Origin of the sequence: Cyanobium sp. A1C-AMD, assembly GCF_024346495.1 — a bacterium.
Classification (GTDB): domain Bacteria; phylum Cyanobacteriota; class Cyanobacteriia; order PCC-6307; family Cyanobiaceae; genus Cyanobium_A; species Cyanobium_A usitatum.
Window position 1 is genome coordinate 1 of sequence record NZ_JAGQDB010000054.1, and the last position, 16,969, is coordinate 16,969.

Consider the following 16,969-nt stretch of genomic DNA (forward strand, 5'->3'; position numbering starts at 1 on the left):
CTAAATCAAATTGCAGTCGAACGCGACAGTTTTGAATTCAGAAGCTTCTTAATCCCATGTTGCCCAGAGACTCCCTAATTAAATATTTGACTCATTAAATATTTGATTAGATCAGTGGCGCAGGGACCTGTTTGCGGGTGGCATACAGCAGGGCATGGAGTTCGGGATCCTGCATGGTGCGCAGGATGCGGCGGGGATAGTCGAGCTTGCCGTTGTGGAGGTAAGCCAGGGTGGCTAGGGCCTTGGCGTCACGGGGGTTGCCGCTGGCCTGGAGGGGGCGCTGGGGCAGCTCGAGGGCGCGGCTGAGGCGGGCGAATTTGCCCACCAGCAACACCACGTTGCGTTCGGGATCGAGCAGCTGGTTGCGGGCCTCGGTGATTTCGGCTTCGGAGGCATTGGGCGGCAGCAGACCCTGGTGCACCATTTCGCCGAGGCTTAGCTGGGCGGGGCCATGGGTGCTGAATAAGCCGGAATGGGCCGCTAGGGGCAGATCTTCGCCCGGCTTGGCGTGCCGCATTTCGTCAAACAACACTGCCGCCACCAACACGGGATTGATCCTCTGGCGTTGGGATTCGGCCAGGATCAGGGGACGAAGCTCTACCAGGCGCCCCAGGGTGTGGCTGCGCAGTGGCTCTAATTGATCGATGCCACTGGTGAATAACTGGGCCAGGCGGGGCTGGGGGCCGTGGACACCAAAGCGGCGCTGCAGCTCCTTCAGTTCGTCTGGGGAAAATTGCAGTGGATCACCAAGTTGACCTTCTCCAGGGGCGGAGCTGATGCTGCCGCTCAGCCCGGGATCTAGCAGCAGCAGGGGCGTTTTGGGACCATTAACGAGCGGGATGGTTGCAACAGCCAGCAGGGCTGCTGCAAGGCCGGTGAGACGCCGCACCCCTACCAGCCGCTTGCCTAGGGCAAGCCAGCGCGGGTAGCTGGGGGGGTTAGGCACAAACACTTATTAATTGTGGCTTGATATTACGGAATTTTTCTGGATTAGTCCCCTGACTACGGAACGGTCTTCCGTCCGGCCCTCGGGCTCGGGCTGGGGCTGGTGCTGGGGCGCGGTCAGACCTAAGTTCTGGCGACGAGAGCGGCTTGAGCCGCAAGCCCATGCTTGCCAACTTTGATGGCTCCAATGCCGAGATCCAATGGCAACGCTTCTGCGACTTGCTTTGGTATGAAAGCGATCTTGGTATCTGGCTCGATGTGAGTCGCATGGCGATCGGCCAGGCCGATCTCGATGCCTTGGCTCCTCGATTCGAGCTGGCCTTTGCGGCGATGGCGGCCCTGGAGGGTGGTGCAATCGCCAATCCGGACGAACAGCGCCAGGTTGGCCACTACTGGCTGCGCACCCCAGAGCTGGCACCAGACGCCACCACCACCGCGCACATCAACGCCGAGGTGGAGCGAATCGAGACCTTTGGCCGCGAGGTGCTCGACGGCAGCCTTTGTGCTCCCAATGGCCAGCCGTTCACCGACGTGCTTTGGATCGGTATTGGCGGTTCCGGCCTCGGCCCGCTGCTGATGGTGCGAGCCCTGCAGGAAGAGGGTCAGGGTCTCCCCTTCCACTTCTTCGACAACGTCGATCCCGCCGGCATGAGCCGTACCCTGGCGGGCCTGGACGGCCGCCTAGCCACCACTTTGGTGGTGGTGGTGAGCAAGTCGGGCGGCACGCCTGAGCCCCATATCGGTATGGAGCAAGCCCAGGCTCGGCTTGAGGCCCGGGGCGGGCAGTGGGCTGGCCAGGCTGTGGCGGTCACCATGCTCGACAGCAAGCTCGACCAGGTGGCCGTGGCCGGTCAGTGGTTGCGCCGCTTTGACATGTTCGATTGGGTGGGTGGCCGCACCAGCATCACCAGTGCGGTTGGCCTGCTACCGGCGGCCCTGGTGGGTGCCGATCTGCGCGGCTTTCTGGCCGGCGCCGCCCGAATGGACGCCCTCACCCGGGTGTCAGATCTGCTCCATAACCCGGCTGCCCTGATGGCTGCCGCATGGTTTGTCGCCGGCCATGGCCAGGGCAAGCGCGACATGGTTGTGCTCCCCTATCGCGATCGGCTGGAGGTTTTCAGTCGCTATCTCCAGCAGTTGGTGATGGAGAGCCTTGGTAAGAAGCACGACCGCGGCGGCGAGGTGGTGCACCAGGGCATCGCCGTTTACGGCAACAAGGGCTCTACCGACCAGCACGCCTATGTGCAGCAGCTGCGCGATGGCATCGACAACTTCTTTGTGACCTTCATCGAGGCCTTGGAAGAGCCCAGCGATATCCCGCCCATCGGTGATGAGATCCCTGGCGACTTCCTCGATGGCTTCCTGCAGGGCACCCGTTCGGCCCTGATGGAAGGGGGCCGCCAGAGCCTCTCGATCACTCTGCGTCGCTTTGATGCCACAGCCCTAGGTGCCCTGATCGCCCTGTTTGAGCGCGCCGTCGGTCTCTACGCCGACCTGGTAAACGTGAACGCCTACGACCAGCCTGGGGTGGAGGCCGGCAAAAAGGCAGCAGCCCTGATCCTGGCCCTGCAGGAGCGGCTCGAAGCCCTGCTCAGTGATGGCCAGGAGCGCAGTTTGCAGGAGTTGCAGCAGGCTTTGGGCACGGACAGCCCAGAGAGCCTGTTCTGGATCCTGCGCCACCTCTGCGCCAATCCCCGCGGCTATCAGGTGACTGGTGACTGGGGTTCTCCGGCGGCGATGAAGTTCGCCAAGGTCTGATCAGGGAAATCCCCATGCCAGAGCCCGTTGCGGCGAGCCCTGCCTCTCCCCAGCAGGTGTTGCGCGAGGTTTTTGGCTATGGAGCTTTTCGGGGGCCCCAGCAGGAGATTGTTGAGCATGTGGTGTCTGGTGGCTCGGCCCTGGTGCTGATGCCCACCGGAGGGGGCAAATCGCTTTGCTACCAGATCCCGGCCCTCTGCCGAGCGGGAACGGCGGTGGTGATTTCGCCCCTGATCGCCCTGATGCAAGACCAGGTTGAGGGGCTGCGTCAGGCGGGGGTGCGAGCTGCGGCGCTGCATTCGGGCTGTAGCGCTGAGGAAACCGCCAACACCTGGCGCCTGCTGCGGGCGGGCCAACTGGATTTGGTTTATTTATCTCCCGAGCGCTTGCTGGCGGGGGACACCCTCGAGCGGCTTGCTGCCCTACCCCTGGCCCTGTTTGCCATTGATGAGGCCCACTGCGTTTCCCAGTGGGGGCATGACTTCCGCCCGGAATACCTGCAGCTTTCGGTGCTGGCCCAGCGATTTCCCGCCGTGCCGCGGCTGGCACTCACCGCTACGGCCGATCCCCGCACCCGAGACGAGATCCGTGCCCGGCTGCAGCTGGAGCAGGGGCGAGTGTTTCTGGCCAGCTTTGATCGCCCCAATATTCGCTATTTGCTGCGCGATAAGGACGACGTTCGCAGCCAATTGCTTGAGCTGCTCGCAGATCACCGCGGCGCTTCAGGAATTGTGTACGCCCGCTCCCGCAACCGGGTGGATGGCTTCTGCCGCGACCTGCAGGCGGCGGGATATGACGCCGTTGCGTATCACGCCGGATTGGATGGGGCGGTGCGCAGCGCCGCTCTGGAGCGCTTCCGCCGCGATAGCGGCGTGGTGGTGGTTGCCACGATCGCTTTTGGCATGGGCATCGATAAGCCGGATGTGCGCTTTGTGGCCCACGTGGACCTGCCCAAAAGCCTGGAGGCCTACTACCAGGAAACTGGCCGCGCCGGCCGGGATGGTCTGCCGGCCCTGGCCTGGATGGTGCATGGCGGCGGCGATGTGCCCCAGCTGCGCCGCTTCATCGACGACTCCGACGCGGAGCAGCAGCAAAAACGGGTTGAGCACGGCAAGCTCGATGCCCTGATTGGCTTCACCGAGGCGAGCGGCTGCCGCCGTCAGGTGTTGCTCAGCCACTTCGGTGAGACCCTGCCCGAGCCCTGTGGCAATTGCGATCTCTGCTTAGAGCCAGATACGGCCGTCGATGCCACCGAGTCGGTGCGCAAGGCCCTATCGGCTGTGTACCGCACGGGCAGCCGCTTTGGTGCCGCCCATTTGGTGGATGTGCTGCTGGGGGCAGATACGGCCCGAATTCGCGAGCTCGGCCACCAGCAGCTGGGTGTGTACGGCATTGGCAAGGAGCTTGATCGCGGCCAGTGGCGCAGCCTGTTTCGCCAGCTGGTGGCCCAGGGGTTGCTGCAGGCCGATTCCGAGCGCTATGGGGCTCTGGGATTCGGCGAGGACGGGCGGCTCAAGCCGTTGCTGCGGGGTGAGACCCAGCTACTGCTGCGGCTGCCGCCAGCGAAGCGTGAGCGCCGCCGCCAGCCTGGGGTGAGCCCGGCTCCTGCTGCGTCAGAGCTGAACTCTGATGAGGCGCCCGTGTTGCAGGCGCTGAAGGATTGGCGCCGCGAGCAGGCGCGGGAGCAGGGGGTGCCGCCCTACGTGGTGTTTCACGACCGCACCCTGGTGGAGGTGGTGGCCCGCAGGCCCCGCTCCCTGGAGCAGCTGGCTGGGATCGGCGGTGTGGGCCAGGCCAAGCTCGATCGCTATGGCGCGGCATTGCTGGCGAGCTTGGATGCTGCCCTTTTGCATCAGGGGACACAAACGCCAGCTTCATGAGGCGTTACATTGGGTTCACGTTTCCTTAAGGATTCTTTTCATGGCTGACTCCACAACCCGCTTTGGCTTCGTTGCCTTTGCCGAAACCTGGAATGGCCGCCTGGCCATGCTCGGTTTCGTGATCGGTTTGGGCACCGAGTTGCTTACTGGCCAGGGCATCCTGAGCCAGATCGGTCTGGGCTGAGTCCCGATCGGGCCTGATCAGCTGGCTTCAAAGCCACTGCATGCCCGGGGTTTCCATCATTTCCTGGCTGGGCCAGGCACCGAGACCTGCAAAGGCTGCCCCTAGGGCAGCCCATACTCCTCTGCCGCTGGACAGCTCCTGTTCAGCGGCCCATTCGGCCTCTGCCACTTCAGATTCGCTCAGGCCAAGAGCTTCCACCAGCTGCCTGTAAAGGACTTTTTCTGCTGGGTTGATTGGCGAACTGTCCTGAGGTCGTTGGCCCACCTTGGCCATCATGTAGCTGAGCTTCAGGGCCAGAGCGCGGTCTTCTCCGCTAGTGAGCCTGGGAATCACTTCGTCCAGCACTGACGAGTCGACTGTCCAGGCAGCTAGCTGTAGCGCAGCTTCCTGGTTTGCCTCCGAGCCATCTCCACAGGGGAAGTACTTGGCTACGAGTTTCTCGAGCAGCCGCTTTTCGTCTGCGGAAACATCGCCATCGGCCCAGGCCACGCAGCAAACAACCCTGAGCAGGTCAAGCTGACGATCTCGCTGCGAGCTGCTGGGCCCGGTTTCAAGGGTCATGGCGCAGGAGACGGCTTTTGAGCCATTTTGACCAGCCCTTGGCTTGTTTCAGTGGAAATCACCCCCAGATGGGGGCATACATGGGCAGCAATCCAGATGATGATGAATTGAACACAGAACCGAGGTGGGCCATGGTCCACACCACCCAAGTTTTGACAACCAGCTGCCTGGGACGCACCTGCCTCAAATGGCAGCCCGATGGGGAGCTCACCGCCCTTGATCTGCAGCTAGTGCTCGAGCGGCTGGCCCAGGTCGATCAAGATGTGGTCGCAATCCTGGATCGCACTGTCGGCTAGACCCCATGTCCCTCGATCAGCTGAAGGCCTTCCTGGGCAAGGTTCAGGATGACCAGTCGCTTCGGCAAGCCGTGCAAGCCGCTGCTACTGCTGATGACGTGGCCAAGATCGGGGCAGGCCTGGGCTTTGAATTTTCTGGCGACGAGCTGCTGAGGCTTTCAGGCAAAAAAGTAGGCCGCGTAACGGTTACCAAGCAGGACCTGCCCGGGGAATACAACTAGCTGCCGTGCCGTGGGCTTCGTTCGCGGTTAGACAATCTTTAGTAAACGCATCGGCAACACCATGGCCAAGCGGACGGAACTGATCACGGCGATTGGCTTAGGGCTCGTCGTAGCAGCTGCGGGCAGCTTCACCGCTCTGGCCCGCCCCATGGGCGGCGGCGGCTTTGGCGGGCCGGGATCCGGTGCGGGGGTGCGTCCAGGAGCTGGCTGGGGTGCTCCTGGCGCCGGAGTAAGACCGGGCGTTGGTGTGGGAGCACCCGGAATAGGGGCGCCCGGAGCGGGAGCTCGCCCTGGTGTGGGCTGGGGTGCCCCTGGCGCTGGTTTCACCCGTGCCCCAGGTGCCTCTGCCTGGAATCCGGCCTGGGGCCGCCAAGGGGGGTACTGGTCGTCGCGCACCTGGAACACCGGCTGGTATCGGCCCTATCCAGCGGCCTGGCCCTGGTGGCGAGCCAGTTCAGTGGCCTGGGGAGTGGGCAGCTTGGCCACTGCTGCTGCGATCACCAGTGCTGTTAACGCAGCTACGTATCAGCAGTCGACCGTGATCGTGGTGCCCCAAACCAGCTTGCAGCTCGACTACGGCTCGGTTCAAGCGCTGCCACCTAATCAAGTTCAGTTTGCCTACGGCGTTGCCGGTATGCCCCTGATGACAGCCACCAGCGATTGCAAGCAAGGGCTGATCAATGGCATGGCACCGACCACGGCCGACCAGGCCCAGGTGCTCAATGCCAGCTGCCACATCGCCTACGGCTCCAACTGAGCGGGGTGGCCCCATCCCTTTTGCGGATTCGGGCCCTGGAGAAGGGCGATCTCGCCGACGTCACCGCCTGGGCCCGCGCTGAACATTTCGCGCCGGGCCAGGGAGACGTAGCCATCTACCGCCATACCGACCGCCAGGGGCTCTGGGTTGGTTGCCTAAACGGTCGTCCAATCGGCTGTATTGCCGGGGTCCGTTACAACGCCGAATACGGCTTCATCGGCATGTTTTTGGTGCAACCAGAGCACCGGGGGCAGGGATTTGGCCGTGAGCTTTGGCAGCGGGCCTTGCAGCATCTGGAGGGCCTTACTTGCATCGGCATTGAGGCCGCCCCCGATCGCATCGGTGACTACGCCAGTTGGGGCTTTGCGCCGGCATCGCCCACCCAGCGCTGGCAGCGGATCAGTGATGGCAACCCCCCGCCCGCCGTTACTCCAGAGGGCCTGAGCCTGCTTGAGGGAAGTGCCATACCCGACAGGGCCGTGCAGGCCTATGACGCCCAGCGGGAGCTCAGCCCCCGGCCCCACTTCCTCGCCGACTGGCTGCACCATCCGGCCGGCACGGTGCTGGCCCTGATCGGCCCGGATGGCTCATGCCACGGCTTTGGCCGGATCCGGCCCTGCCTGCTGCATCGAGGCGAGGGTTGGCGGATCGGGCCCCTGCTAGCCGACACGCCTGCCCTGGCGGCCCAGCTTCTCAACGCCCTGATGGCCCGCCATGCCGGCGTGGTGTTAATCGATGCCCCTGCCGCCAATCCGGAGGCAGGGCCCCTGCTGCTGCAGTTGGGTTTTGCGGTGGTCGCCGAGACGCTGAGGATGTACAGGGGCAGCCTGCCGCCGGTTCCCCTTGGCGATGTCTACGGGTTGGCCTGCCTGGAGCTGGGCTGAGCGCGGCGAGCGGCGAGGCCAGCCTCCGTTGCAGTAACAACAGCCAGCAGCAGCAGGCCGCCTAGCCCGATCAGTTGATTTTGCTGCACCAAATCGGGCATCAACACCTCGTCCACGTTTTGGCTTAGGACACCTCCCGCCACAAACCAGGCCGCTGCCATACCTGAGCTGATCCAGTAGGCCCGCCAGCGGCGTTGATAGATGTATCCCGTACCTAAACCAGGCACCAGGTTGAGCACTACAGCCACCCAGGGGCTGGAGGCGGCAAGGATTACTTCCTGGCTGGGTACTTCGCTGGCTTGATCTGAATTGCTGGTTGGGGTCATTGTTGGCGTGGCCTGGTTTGCTGCAGCTGGGGCGTTGAACCTGCAGGCTGGAGTGCCGCTGATTCTTTTTGCAGTGCTCGCCGCCCTGGTGATTCTGTTGGTGATTGTGGCGGTGGCGTGGGGCCTTAATCCAAGCCGGCAGGATTTTGCTTGGTTTATGCGGCTGCGCCGCCCGCGCTGGCTGGTGTTTGAGGGCTTGATTCCCGTGATTTGGCTGCTGATCTACGCCTGCTTCTACATCTCGGCTTGGCTCACCTGGCAGGCCAGCTGGAGCGGCCTGTGGATGGCGGCTTTCCTGGTGCAGCTGGTATTGGTGCAGAGCTACACGCTTGTGATTTGCCGTAGCCGCAGCCTGGGCAGGGGCACGGTCATTGGCTTTGCTGGCTGGGTGTGGGGCATTGCCCTCACCCTCGCTGTGGCTAGCGAAAGCTTGCTGGCGGCTGCTTTGCTGCTGCCTTACCTGCTCTGGAGCCCGGTGGGCACCTGGGTTACCTGGCAGATGCGTCAGCTCAACCGCTAGCCCTGGTCACCTAGGCGACTCGCGCGCCACGGCCAGGGCCGCCAGCAGGCCGCCGCCAAAACCGCTGAGGTGGCCGATCCAGCTCACCCCTGGCGGTGAAAAAATCGGCAGCAGGCTGGGCAGCACCCCCGCATAGGTGACCAGGGCCAGCACCGAAAGGAGCAGGGAGAGGGGCCGCTTCTCCAGCCAGCCGATCAGCAGCAGGTAGCCCAGCAGCCCGTACACGACCCCGGAGAGTCCGTGACTGCCGTTGGGCCAGAGCAGCCATACCGGAATAGCCGTGGCATAAACCCCCAACCAAACGGCCAGATAGTCGCGGCGGCCGCGCAGCAATACCAGCCAGGAGAGGGGCAGAAAGGTGAGCGAATTGCCCAGGAGATGGCCAAAACCGCTATGGCTGAAGGGGGCTGTCAGCACCCCGAGGAAGGAGCCTCCGGGCGTCATCGGCAGGTTCCAGTTGCCACCGAAAACCAGCTGGTCCACCAGCTCCTGGAGCCAGGGAATCAGCAAGATCAGCGGCGGAAGCAGCAGATTGAAACCGGCTCGGGCGATCAAGCGATCCAGACGTTGGGGCAGAGATTCGCTCACGGCTCGCACTTGAAGCTGCAGCGCAGCATGGCAAGGGCTTCATCAGGCAGGCCCAGCAGACGATCCAGCCAGGGGTCCCCGCACGGTGGCACGCTTGCCACCCCCACCAGCAGGGCCGTGCGATCGGCGCTGAGGGGCTGGCCCATGGCCCGGTGGCGTTGCCCCTGGGCTGCGCCCGTGCTGAGCAGGGTGTCGATCAGTAGGTCGGGGGCGCGGTAGAGCCCGGCAATGCGGAAGCGAAAGCGGGCCTGGAAGTGCAGTTGAACAGCACCTGTTGCTGAATCGATGCTGCCCGCCAGCTGCTCAGGGGCGATGGCGATCTCCAGGCCCGGGGGCAGGGGCAGCCCCAGCACCCGGGTGGTGCGCCAGTTGAGTGGCGGAATCAACAGGCTGGCGGGCTCAAAGCTCACGGTTTGCGGGCCGCCAGCTGGGCCGGGGCCGAGCTCACCGGTTCCGCCGCCGCCGCTGGCGTCGTAGCTGAAGTGGGGATAGGCGCCGATGGCCAGGCCACAGCCCTTACTGGTGGCTAGCTGCAGCGTGCCAACCCCAAACTCAGGGCTCACAGGCTGCGCAGCGCGTCTAATTCGCCGCGGCTGTGCAGTTCGGCCAGCTCGTTGTAGCCACCAATGGCGACGCCATCGATGTAGAGCTGGGGCACCGGTCCTGTCTCGTCGGGTTCGATTTCCACGAAAGCAATGCCCAGGGTGCGCAGCATGCGCAGGGCCCGGCGCGAAAAGGGACATTCCGGCCGGCCGGCGATTTCAACTCGCGGTTCGCTGCTTACTGATCTAATCGGCGCTGCACTTGGCGCTGGGCTGGTGCCGGTGCTGAGCAGGCCCACCAGCAGGTCGGCGCCGCGCAACACCAAGGTGCCGTGCTCGAGGTGGCCACCCCACACCTGGCAGCTGGCATCGGAGAAGCTCAGGTGCAGGTGCACCCCATCTGGGCTAATCGTGCCCTGCAGGGTGATGATCTCCAGCTCGCCAGCCAAAACCGTGGGTGCGCTTTTGCCAGGGCAGGCAAAGGCGGCTTGGGAGAGGTTGCCCACCACACTCAGCACAAAGCCGCCGGCGTTGTGCTCTAGGGCCAGCTGCTCCAGGCTGCGGCGCACATCACTGCCGGCTTCGAGGTGCAGCGGCACGGCACGCATGGCAGTCATAGATATGTGGGTGCAAGGCTACGCCGGCCCATGCTGGTGAGGTTGCCCTGTTGCCATGGCCCCGGATTCCGCCCTCGCTGCCCTCAACCTGGCGGTGGTGGGTCATGTGGAGTGGGTGAGCTTTGTGGCAGTGGAGCAGCTGCCGGTTGCTGGCTCGATCGACCGGGCCACCGCCTTTCTGGAGGAACCCGCCGGTGGTGGGGCGGTGGTGGCGGTGCAGCTGGCCCGTCTCAGTGGCAGGCGTGTGCGGTTTTTCACCTCCCTGGGCCGGGACGCCACCGGCGAGCGCTCAGCGGAGCGGCTCACGGAGCTGGGTCTTGATCTTGAGGTGGCCTGGCGGGATGCCCCAACCCGCCGGGGCGTGAGCTTTGTGGATCGGGCCGGTGACCGCAGCATCACCGTGATCGGGGAGCGACTGGCCCCTTTGGCTAGGGATCCACTCCCCTGGGCTGATCTGGCTGGCTGCGATGGCGTCTTTGTGACCGCGGCCGACGCGGCAGCTCTGCAGCAATGCCGCCGGGCCCGGCTGCTCGGCGCCACGCCACGGGTTGGCTTGCCGCTCTTGGAGGCCAGCGGAGTGAGCTGCGATGCCTTGATCGGCAGCGCCCTCGATCCGGGTGAGCAGGTGCCTGCTGGCGCCCTATCGCGCCCCCCGCGACTACGAATCGCCACCGAAGGGGCGGCTGGTGGCTGGAGCGAACCCGGCGGGCGCTTCTCTGCCCAGGCCCTGGTGGCCCCGCCGGTCGACAGTTATGGCTGCGGCGACAGCTTTGCAGCCGGGGTGATGGCAGGACTGGCGGCTGGTTGGAGCGCAGCCGCAGCAATAGGCCTGGGCGCCCGCTGCGGCGCCGAGTGCGCCGTTGCCTTTGGTCCCTACGCCCGCCCTAACTGACCTGGTTTTGCACCAGCAGCAGCAGCCTGTTTGCCTCCGGATCCAGCAGCCAGGCCTCCACTCCGAAGGCCTCCTGGCGCGGACCGTCCAGAAGCGTGGCGCCCAGCCCAATGGCGCTCGCCAGCCAGGCCTGCAGCAGGGCCATGGCAGCTGCCTGGTTGTTGCCGGCAGGCACGCTGCGCTGCAGGCACGTTGCTAGCCGGCCTGGTTGCTTCGCTTGGGGCCGGCTCTGGGATGGGGCGTAGATCTCCAGGAAGCCACCGGCGGGCCAGGGCACCCGCCAATGGCTGGCACCAAGCCCCTGCAGGGGCTCTACCGCCAGCAAATCGGCGTAAAACCTTGCCAGGGAAGGGGGATTGTCTGCAGCCAGCACCAGGGAGCTGCTCATGCTTGGGGTGTCTTGCACCGTTTTTATTGATTGTCGAAAAAGTCTGCAACGGCTAGATCGGGGCGACGCAGTAGGGCAAAGATGGTGCCGGCGTTGCCACGGCACAGCCTCAGCTCCTCGGTGAGCACGGTGATGTCGAGCCAGGCTGGAAAGCTTTGCTGCACCTCCCGTTGCAGCTGCAAGCGTGTGGTGCCCAGCAGGGGACCGCGCCAGCCACCGCGCTGGAAGCGAACCTGCACCCGCTGCTGTGGAGTTGAGCTGTTATCGCCAGGGCTTGATTCGAGCTGGATGCTGGCCTCTACAGCTATGCCACCCAGGCCGGCCAGCTGCCCTGGCGGCCTCAACAGATTCAGGGCGCGCCCCCGCGATGGAGCGAGTATCTGCAGGTTCTCCAGCCATGGCACAGCCTGGAGATAGGGCTGGCTGCTGCTGCTCCAGCGCAACTCCCAGACCCCCTCCAGCAGTTCGAGGGCACCAGGGGCGACGAGATCTACTGGAGAGGTGCGCTCGAGCTCGAGAATCAGCTCCCGCACCCGCGGCCCCTGGCGTTGGGCTTCCCCCCTGGCGCCACGACGCAACAGGACCAGCAGCTCCTCTCTTGCTTTCAACATCCAGGTGGTCGACGCCGTTACAACCAGTTATAGTTGTTGAAACATTCCTCAACACTAATGACCGAATCCACCCCCCGCTTCGGATTTGTTGCTTTTGCTGAGACCTGGAACGGCCGCTTGGCCATGATGGGTTTTGTGATTGGTCTTGGCACCGAGCTGCTCACCGGCCAAAGCATCGCTGCTCAACTGGGCCTGGGCTGATTGCCAGAGCTCATAGTCTCTGGTTTTTACCAGTAATTTGGCCCCTAAAATAAAAGCCCGAAGCTCTTGCTCCGGGCTTTTTTTGTGGGTAGTTGGCTAGATCTAGCTAGATTTGGCTAGCTGGCTTCGAACTGTAATAGAAGCCACCATTCACTCCGGTTTGACTAACTACGGTGCATTGAGTTGCAACCCGCCATAGGGCGCGATGGATAGGAGTGGGGTCGTAGCGAACTAGCTCGGGAAAACGCTGCTTGAGTAAGGCGTTGGCCCGCCAGGCGTTGTAGTGAGGGATTCTCGGGTTGATGTGATGGCACACATGGGTTGAGCCGATGCCGTGATGCAGCAGGTTGAGCAGGGGGCCATAAGGACGATCCACCGTCTGTAAAGCTCCTTTTGCCCAATTCCAGTCGCTGGTGGAGAAGTGGGGAATATCGGTATCGGTGTGCTGCAGCCAGGTGTAGCCAACCAACCAAGCGTTGATCACCAGATAGGGCAGGCCGTACACCAGCAGCACTCTCGCCGGGGAGGTGTGGATGGAGGCCCACACCAGTGCCGCCACCATCGCCAGTAGGCCGAGGTTTGAGATCACCATCAGGCGACGGCAGGAGTCGGGAAATAGCTGGCGGGCACCGTTGCGGAAGGGTGCAGCCGTAGTGAAATGGGAGGTGGGGCTGCCGTACTCTTCGCCGCTGGCAACACCAAACATCAGATAAAGGGGCCAACCCAGCACCAGGTGGGTGAACAGGGAGGCCACGCCGTAGAGGCCCTGGCCCAGCTGCCGTCTTGTTCCAGCCACGAAGCGTCCCGAGCTGGAATCGGAGCGAGGCGGCACATGGGTTTCACCTGCCTCGAGGTGGTTGCAGTTGGCGTGGTGCACGGCATGGCTGCGCTGCCAGCTGAAGTAGGGCACAAGCAGCAAGCTGTGAAGCACAAATCCCACCACCGCTTCGACGCGGGGGTTGGGATGGAAGGCACGGTGACCGCACTCATGGGCAAGTACCCAGCAACCTCCCGCCAACGTTCCAGTGACCACGGCGTAGAGCAGCCAGAGGGGTGCAGCGCTGAGCTGCAGGGGGATCAGGGTTCCTAGGCCATAGGCCAAAACAGATAGGCCCAGGGACATGGCCAGACTTCCCCAGGCTTTAACCGGGTTGATCTGGGTTAACTCAGAGGGGAGGCAGGCAAGCAGCTCAGCTTTGCTGGGATAGGTGGCTGCTGGCGTGGTGGCCTGCGCGGTGGCGAGGGACGGCAGGGAAACAGGTGGAGTCAATGAAGCTGCCGCAGGGCAAGGAGGAATGGAAGAGGCCCCTAAAAGGCCTTTGAGACCTTAGGTATCAGCACACTGCTGCCGCGCCTTGGCAGGCACATTCACTCAACCCTGAAGGTCACGGCCATCACTGCGGTGATGTCCTTCTCGATTGTGCGGGTGTCGTAGGAGCCGCTGTCACTGGTCTCCGTTGAGTTGGGGGAGGTGATCTGGAACGAGCCGGTGTCGGCGTTTGTGATCGCTCCGATGCCGGCGCCGGCCTCCGAGGCTATGGCCCGCGCCCGAGCCCGGGCGTCCTTGGTGGCCTTCGCCAGCATGTCGACCCGCTATAGAGGCACGCCCTTGCCGATCAACTCTCCAATCTGACCAGAGATCTTATAGATCTTGGCGACATTCCAGCTGCCGATCAGCACTGCTTGGGTGCTGGTCCAGGTGGTGGAGCGCAGCTCCCCGGTGCGGGGATCGCGCACTTCCTGCTTTTCCGATTTGACCGAGTCGAGCTCCATCTCATCGGCCTCGATGCCCTGGGCCTTGAGGAAGGCCACGGTTTGCTCTACTGCAGGCTGCAGCCCTTGGTAAGAAGCTTGCTGGCTGGCCCCGCTCTGGGAGATCTTCACCGACCAGTCGACGTAGTCGGATGTAATTCGCTCGGTGCTGGCTCCAGTAACAGTGATGGTGTCGTTGGCGTTGCGGATGCCCCTCACCATGACGCCACTGGCGGTGGTGAGCCCGAGTCCAAGCACCGCCATGGCAAACACCAGTGTTGGCGTCCGCTTGAGAAACATCCAGCTGCTGAGCGCCCAATTTTGCATTTTCACTCGTCTTGGAAGCCGCTGAATTCAGCCTATTGAGCTGTCGCTTGCCTGTCTTAAAGCTGTTGCGAAAAACGGCTTGTTTATCTAGCCCCAGCCGCTGTTAGAAGTGCCGGGCATAGGTCAGTTCTTGTTAGCTCGTCATCTGCACTATGAAATCCAGATCACTGCTTGGAGGGTCAAACATGCCCTTCACCGCTGATCCGAACACTTACTGCCGTGTCCCTTGATCAACGCTAAATCGCCAATGCCAACTGCGGCACGAACGCCGCCGGAATCGCCCTGTGCAATCGCCAGCGAATCGCCAGCGGCCGCTCTCCCTCGTGGCTCACGTAATCCGCGAAGCCGAGGCACAGAAACGGCAACGTGACCCCGCCGCGCTTGTTCTCCTCCCGCACAAACAACATCACCCGGCTGCCGCGTTCCCGGTGGTGGATATAACGCTGCCCGGTGGCGGACGCTTCCCGCGTGAGGCTCTGGCTTTCCCAGTGGAACTCCCACGGGGAGATGGCGTAGTCGTTGTAGCGGGTGGTGGGGGAGAAGAGGCGCTCACTCTTTTTGAGGGTGATGAAGAAGACGTCGCACTGGGCAGCCTCATCGAAAAACACCCCCTCTCTGCCGGGGAAGGGGCGGGCCTCGTTTAACAGTCCAAAGGCGGCGAACACCTCGGCGCGGGAATAGCGGCCGTGGAGTTTGAGGGGGATGGGGGGCGGATTTGTGCGGTCCCAGTCGAGCGGCGCCACCAGGTGGTCTGTGCGCTCGATCAGCAGCTCGAAAAGCTCCACCAGCTCGGCGCGGAGATCGGCGGCAGCCCAGAGCCGCACCAGGGCATCGGCCAGGGGCACGTGTTGGCGGCCGCTTCCCCAGAGCTGGGCCAGCAGCATCCGCCAGCTGCGCTCGGCGGCGGGATCGAAGTTCGCAGAATCGGGCGCGATGGGCCTCCGCAGCTGATCCACCAGCCAGCGCAAGCGCTCGGGGTCGTCCAGATGCAGCAAGCCGCCGGCGGCGATCCCCCGCCCCAGACGCTTTTCATCCTCGCTGGGCTCCCCTGAGGCCGCCCCTGCTGCTACCCACCCCAGCTCCCGCTGCAGCAAAGCCCAGGACCCCGCCCCCGTGTAAAACTCACCCGGCTCCAGCAACGCCGCCAGCGAACAGCGCCCGAGGCGGCGGGCCTCGGCGAGCAGCTGGGGCCGGCGCGTGGGAAGCGATTCGCGCAAATTTGAAAGCACCCGCTCGCTCGACACCCGATCGAGCTGGAGGCTGCAGCCTGCCGGCAGGAAGGGAAACCCGTCTTTGATCTGCTGTTCCAGCTGGTCGCGCGTGCCGCCGAGCAGGGCGCGGTAGCGCAGATCAAAGCGGAAGCTCCGGTGCGCCTGGCCAATGAAATCCAACACCGTGAGGCAACTCTTTGAAGGGTGCAGGCGCAGACCGCGGCCGAGCTGCTGCAGGAACACGATGGCGCTCTCGGTGGGCCGCAGGAACAGCACCGTGTCGATCTCGGGGATGTCGAGGCCTTCGTTGAACAGATCCACCGCAAACAGGATCTGCAGCTCGCCGGAGCGCAGGCGGCGGATCTGCTCGGCGCGCTGCTCGCGGGGGCTGGAGGCATCGAGGGCGGCGGCGCGCAGGCCGGCGGCCACGAACTTGCGGGCCATCCAATGGGCGTGCTCCACGCTTACGCAGAAGCCCAGGGCCCGCATCGAATCCAGGTTGGTGACCTTGGCGGCGAGTTCGCGCAGGATCAGGCGCAGGCGGGCGTCGTCGGCGGTGTACATGTTGGAGAGGGCTTCGGTGGCGTAGCCGTTGCGGCGCCATTCGATCCGCGACAGATCGGTGCCGTCGTGGAGGCCGAAGTAGTGAAAGGGTGTCAGCAGGCCTTGCTCCAACGCGCTCCAGAGGCGCAACTCGGCGGCAATGCGGCCGTCAAACCAATGGAGGATGTCCTCGCCGCCGGTGCGCTCGGGGGTGGCGGTGAGACCCAGTAGCAGAACGGGCGACAGGTGGCGCAGCCAGCGCTCGTAGCTGGCGGATGCGGCGTGGTGGAACTCATCGACGATCACCACGGCGAACGTGTCTGGCGCCAGGTCCGCTGGATCGATCCCCGCAAGCGACTGCACCGAAGCGAACACGTGGCGCCACTGGCTGGGGCGCTGGCCATCCACCAGCAGCTCGCCGAAGGAGCCGTCGCGCAGCACCTGGCGGAAGGTGGCGAGGCTCTGCTGCAGGATCTCGCGCCGGTGGGCCACGAACAGCAGGCTGGGGTGACCCGGACCGGCCTGGCGGGCGTAATCGAGGGCGGCGATCACGGTTTTGCCCGTGCCGGTGGCGGCCACCACCAGGTTGCGCCAGCGGCCATGGAGACTGCGCTCGGCCGAGAGCTTGTCGAGGATCTGCTGCTGGTACGCGTAGGGGCGGATGTCGAAGAAACTGAGCGGGGTGGCGTCGCTGCTGGTTTCGTTCGCTGAGGCCCGATCAAAGCGGCGCTGCTCGATCTCGCTGGCCCGGTAGGGCTCAAATTCGCCCTCCTCCCAGTAGCTCTCAAAGGTGGCCTGGAACTTGGCCAGGATGCCCTCGTTGTCTTGAGCGGAGAGGCGCACGTTCCACTCCAGGCCGTCGTGCAATGCGGCGGTGGAGAGGTTGGAGGAGCCGATGTAGGCGGTGGAGGAGCCAGAGGTGCGATGGAAAAGCCAGGCTTTGGCGTGCAGGCGGGTGCGGCGGG

Annotated in this window: 20 protein-coding genes and 1 pseudogene; 10 read left to right on the plus strand and 11 right to left on the minus strand. The window is 64.1% G+C overall.

Going from position 1 to position 16,969, the window contains the following annotated elements; translation table 11 throughout:
* Positions 1 to 106 precede the first annotated feature (106 nt).
* Positions 107 to 889: a helicase DnaB gene (locus KBY74_RS09560; protein ID WP_396123173.1), complete on the minus strand. Its 783-nt coding sequence runs from the start codon at positions 887 to 889 to the stop codon at positions 107 to 109.
* A 218-nt stretch (positions 890 to 1,107) separates the two neighbouring features.
* Between KBY74_RS09560 and KBY74_RS09565 the strand changes: the two genes are divergently transcribed.
* From KBY74_RS09565 to KBY74_RS09575, 3 genes are read left to right on the plus strand one after another with little or no spacing between them, the layout of a single operon-like run.
* Positions 1,108 to 2,703, plus strand: a complete 1,596-nt coding sequence (locus tag KBY74_RS09565) for a glucose-6-phosphate isomerase (protein ID WP_254942500.1) — start codon at positions 1,108 to 1,110, stop codon at positions 2,701 to 2,703.
* A 14-nt stretch (positions 2,704 to 2,717) separates the two neighbouring features.
* A complete protein-coding gene (gene recQ / locus KBY74_RS09570) occupies positions 2,718 to 4,583 on the plus strand; it encodes a DNA helicase RecQ (RefSeq protein ID WP_254942501.1) in 1,866 nt (621 codons plus the stop codon).
* A gap of 40 nt (positions 4,584 to 4,623) precedes the next feature.
* Positions 4,624 to 4,767, plus strand: coding sequence for a chlorophyll a/b-binding protein (locus KBY74_RS09575; protein ID WP_106501661.1), 144 nt, complete (start codon positions 4,624 to 4,626; stop codon positions 4,765 to 4,767).
* Positions 4,768 to 4,794: 27 nt separating this feature from the next.
* On the opposite strand, the gene KBY74_RS09580 is transcribed toward KBY74_RS09575, so the two are convergent.
* Positions 4,795 to 5,328: a TerB family tellurite resistance protein gene (locus tag KBY74_RS09580; RefSeq protein WP_254942502.1), complete on the minus strand. Its 534-nt coding sequence runs from the start codon at positions 5,326 to 5,328 to the stop codon at positions 4,795 to 4,797.
* Positions 5,329 to 5,459: 131 nt separating this feature from the next.
* On the opposite strand from KBY74_RS09580, the gene KBY74_RS09585 reads away from it, so the two are divergent.
* From KBY74_RS09585 to KBY74_RS09605, 4 genes are all read left to right on the plus strand, one after another.
* Positions 5,460 to 5,624, plus strand: coding sequence for a hypothetical protein (locus KBY74_RS09585; RefSeq protein WP_254942503.1), 165 nt, complete (start codon positions 5,460 to 5,462; stop codon positions 5,622 to 5,624).
* Between the two features lie 5 nt (positions 5,625 to 5,629).
* Positions 5,630 to 5,845 (plus strand): Nif11-like leader peptide family natural product precursor, encoded by a 216-nt coding sequence (locus KBY74_RS09590; protein WP_106501664.1) that lies wholly within the window; start codon positions 5,630 to 5,632, stop codon positions 5,843 to 5,845.
* Positions 5,846 to 5,906: 61 nt separating this feature from the next.
* Positions 5,907 to 6,602, plus strand: a complete 696-nt coding sequence (locus tag KBY74_RS13735; RefSeq protein WP_261360357.1) for a hypothetical protein — start codon at positions 5,907 to 5,909, stop codon at positions 6,600 to 6,602.
* A 5-nt stretch (positions 6,603 to 6,607) separates the two neighbouring features.
* Positions 6,608 to 7,486 carry a GNAT family N-acetyltransferase gene (locus tag KBY74_RS09605; protein WP_254942505.1) on the plus strand — a complete coding sequence of 293 codons (879 nt, stop codon included), beginning with the start codon at positions 6,608 to 6,610 and terminating at the stop codon, positions 7,484 to 7,486.
* Here KBY74_RS09605 and KBY74_RS09610 read toward each other — a convergent pair.
* On the minus strand, positions 7,456 to 7,812 hold the full coding sequence (locus KBY74_RS09610; RefSeq protein WP_254942506.1) for a hypothetical protein: 357 nt from the start codon (positions 7,810 to 7,812) through the stop codon (positions 7,456 to 7,458). The two genes, KBY74_RS09605 and KBY74_RS09610, sit on opposite strands and share 31 nt — an antisense overlap.
* A gap of 7 nt (positions 7,813 to 7,819) precedes the next feature.
* On the opposite strand from KBY74_RS09610, the gene KBY74_RS09615 reads away from it, so the two are divergent.
* Positions 7,820 to 8,332 (plus strand): tryptophan-rich sensory protein, encoded by a 513-nt coding sequence (locus KBY74_RS09615; RefSeq protein ID WP_254942507.1) that lies wholly within the window; start codon positions 7,820 to 7,822, stop codon positions 8,330 to 8,332.
* 6 nt (positions 8,333 to 8,338) lie between these two features.
* Here the strand turns inward: KBY74_RS09615 and KBY74_RS09620 are convergent, their stop codons facing one another.
* Genes KBY74_RS09620 through KBY74_RS09630 form a run of 3 tightly spaced genes read right to left on the minus strand, consistent with a single transcriptional unit; the run spans position 8,339 to position 10,070 of the window.
* Complete coding sequence (locus KBY74_RS09620) at positions 8,339 to 8,920, minus strand: rhomboid family intramembrane serine protease (protein ID WP_241518094.1); 582 nt, start codon at positions 8,918 to 8,920, stop codon at positions 8,339 to 8,341.
* Entirely contained in the window at positions 8,917 to 9,483 is a 567-nt protein-coding gene (locus KBY74_RS09625) for a hypothetical protein (RefSeq protein WP_254942508.1), read from the minus strand. Before KBY74_RS09625 ends, KBY74_RS09620 begins: the two co-directional genes overlap by 4 nt.
* On the minus strand, positions 9,480 to 10,070 hold the full coding sequence (locus KBY74_RS09630) for a PCC domain-containing protein (protein ID WP_254942515.1): 591 nt from the start codon (positions 10,068 to 10,070) through the stop codon (positions 9,480 to 9,482). Before KBY74_RS09630 ends, KBY74_RS09625 begins: the two co-directional genes overlap by 4 nt.
* Positions 10,071 to 10,134: 64 nt before the next feature.
* Between KBY74_RS09630 and KBY74_RS09635 the strand changes: the two genes are divergently transcribed.
* Positions 10,135 to 10,971 (plus strand): PfkB family carbohydrate kinase, encoded by an 837-nt coding sequence (locus KBY74_RS09635; protein ID WP_254942509.1) that lies wholly within the window; start codon positions 10,135 to 10,137, stop codon positions 10,969 to 10,971.
* On the opposite strand, the gene KBY74_RS09640 is transcribed toward KBY74_RS09635, so the two are convergent.
* Both KBY74_RS09640 and KBY74_RS09645 read right to left on the minus strand, forming a co-directional pair.
* A complete protein-coding gene (locus KBY74_RS09640; protein ID WP_254942510.1) occupies positions 10,964 to 11,359 on the minus strand; it encodes a VOC family protein in 396 nt (131 codons plus the stop codon). The genes KBY74_RS09635 and KBY74_RS09640 overlap by 8 nt on opposite strands.
* A 23-nt stretch (positions 11,360 to 11,382) precedes the next feature.
* Positions 11,383 to 11,970 carry a PAP/fibrillin family protein gene (locus tag KBY74_RS09645; RefSeq protein ID WP_254942511.1) on the minus strand — a complete coding sequence of 196 codons (588 nt, stop codon included), beginning with the start codon at positions 11,968 to 11,970 and terminating at the stop codon, positions 11,383 to 11,385.
* Between the two features lie 57 nt (positions 11,971 to 12,027).
* Here KBY74_RS09645 and KBY74_RS09650 point away from each other — a divergent pair, with 57 nt between their 5' ends.
* Positions 12,028 to 12,171 (plus strand): high light inducible protein, encoded by a 144-nt coding sequence (locus tag KBY74_RS09650; RefSeq protein ID WP_106501671.1) that lies wholly within the window; start codon positions 12,028 to 12,030, stop codon positions 12,169 to 12,171.
* Positions 12,172 to 12,277: 106 nt separating this feature from the next.
* Here the strand turns inward: KBY74_RS09650 and KBY74_RS09655 are convergent, their stop codons facing one another.
* From KBY74_RS09655 to KBY74_RS09665, 3 genes and pseudogenes are all read right to left on the minus strand, one after another.
* A complete protein-coding gene (locus KBY74_RS09655; protein ID WP_254942512.1) occupies positions 12,278 to 13,294 on the minus strand; it encodes a fatty acid desaturase in 1,017 nt (338 codons plus the stop codon).
* Between the two features lie 245 nt (positions 13,295 to 13,539).
* Positions 13,540 to 14,250, minus strand: a pseudogene (locus KBY74_RS09660) (SIMPL domain-containing protein).
* Positions 14,251 to 14,486: 236 nt separating this feature from the next.
* Positions 14,487 to 16,969: DUF3427 domain-containing protein (locus KBY74_RS09665; protein ID WP_254942513.1), on the minus strand; the 2,483-nt coding region annotated here is incomplete at its 5' end.

Bases quoted from the DNA above. Each gene is read 5' to 3' on its own strand.
- KBY74_RS09565 (WP_254942500.1), top strand. From the start codon at position 1,108: ATGCTTGCCAACTTTGATGGCTCCAATGCCGAGATCCAATGGCAACGC.
- recQ (WP_254942501.1), top strand. From the start codon at position 2,718: ATGCCAGAGCCCGTTGCGGCGAGCCCTGCCTCTCCCCAGCAGGTGTTG.
- KBY74_RS09575 (WP_106501661.1), top strand. From the start codon at position 4,624: ATGGCTGACTCCACAACCCGCTTTGGCTTCGTTGCCTTTGCCGAAACC.
- KBY74_RS09580 (WP_254942502.1), bottom strand. From the start codon at position 5,328: ATGACCCTTGAAACCGGGCCCAGCAGCTCGCAGCGAGATCGTCAGCTT.
- KBY74_RS09585 (WP_254942503.1), top strand. From the start codon at position 5,460: ATGGTCCACACCACCCAAGTTTTGACAACCAGCTGCCTGGGACGCACC.
- KBY74_RS09590 (WP_106501664.1), top strand. From the start codon at position 5,630: ATGTCCCTCGATCAGCTGAAGGCCTTCCTGGGCAAGGTTCAGGATGAC.
- KBY74_RS13735 (WP_261360357.1), top strand. From the start codon at position 5,907: ATGGCCAAGCGGACGGAACTGATCACGGCGATTGGCTTAGGGCTCGTC.
- KBY74_RS09610 (WP_254942506.1), bottom strand. From the start codon at position 7,812: ATGACCCCAACCAGCAATTCAGATCAAGCCAGCGAAGTACCCAGCCAG.
- KBY74_RS09630 (WP_254942515.1), bottom strand. From the start codon at position 10,070: ATGCGTGCCGTGCCGCTGCACCTCGAAGCCGGCAGTGATGTGCGCCGC.
- KBY74_RS09635 (WP_254942509.1), top strand. From the start codon at position 10,135: ATGGCCCCGGATTCCGCCCTCGCTGCCCTCAACCTGGCGGTGGTGGGT.
- KBY74_RS09640 (WP_254942510.1), bottom strand. From the start codon at position 11,359: ATGAGCAGCTCCCTGGTGCTGGCTGCAGACAATCCCCCTTCCCTGGCA.
- KBY74_RS09645 (WP_254942511.1), bottom strand. From the start codon at position 11,970: ATGTTGAAAGCAAGAGAGGAGCTGCTGGTCCTGTTGCGTCGTGGCGCC.
- KBY74_RS09650 (WP_106501671.1), top strand. From the start codon at position 12,028: ATGACCGAATCCACCCCCCGCTTCGGATTTGTTGCTTTTGCTGAGACC.
- KBY74_RS09655 (WP_254942512.1), bottom strand. From the start codon at position 13,294: ATGTCCCTGGGCCTATCTGTTTTGGCCTATGGCCTAGGAACCCTGATC.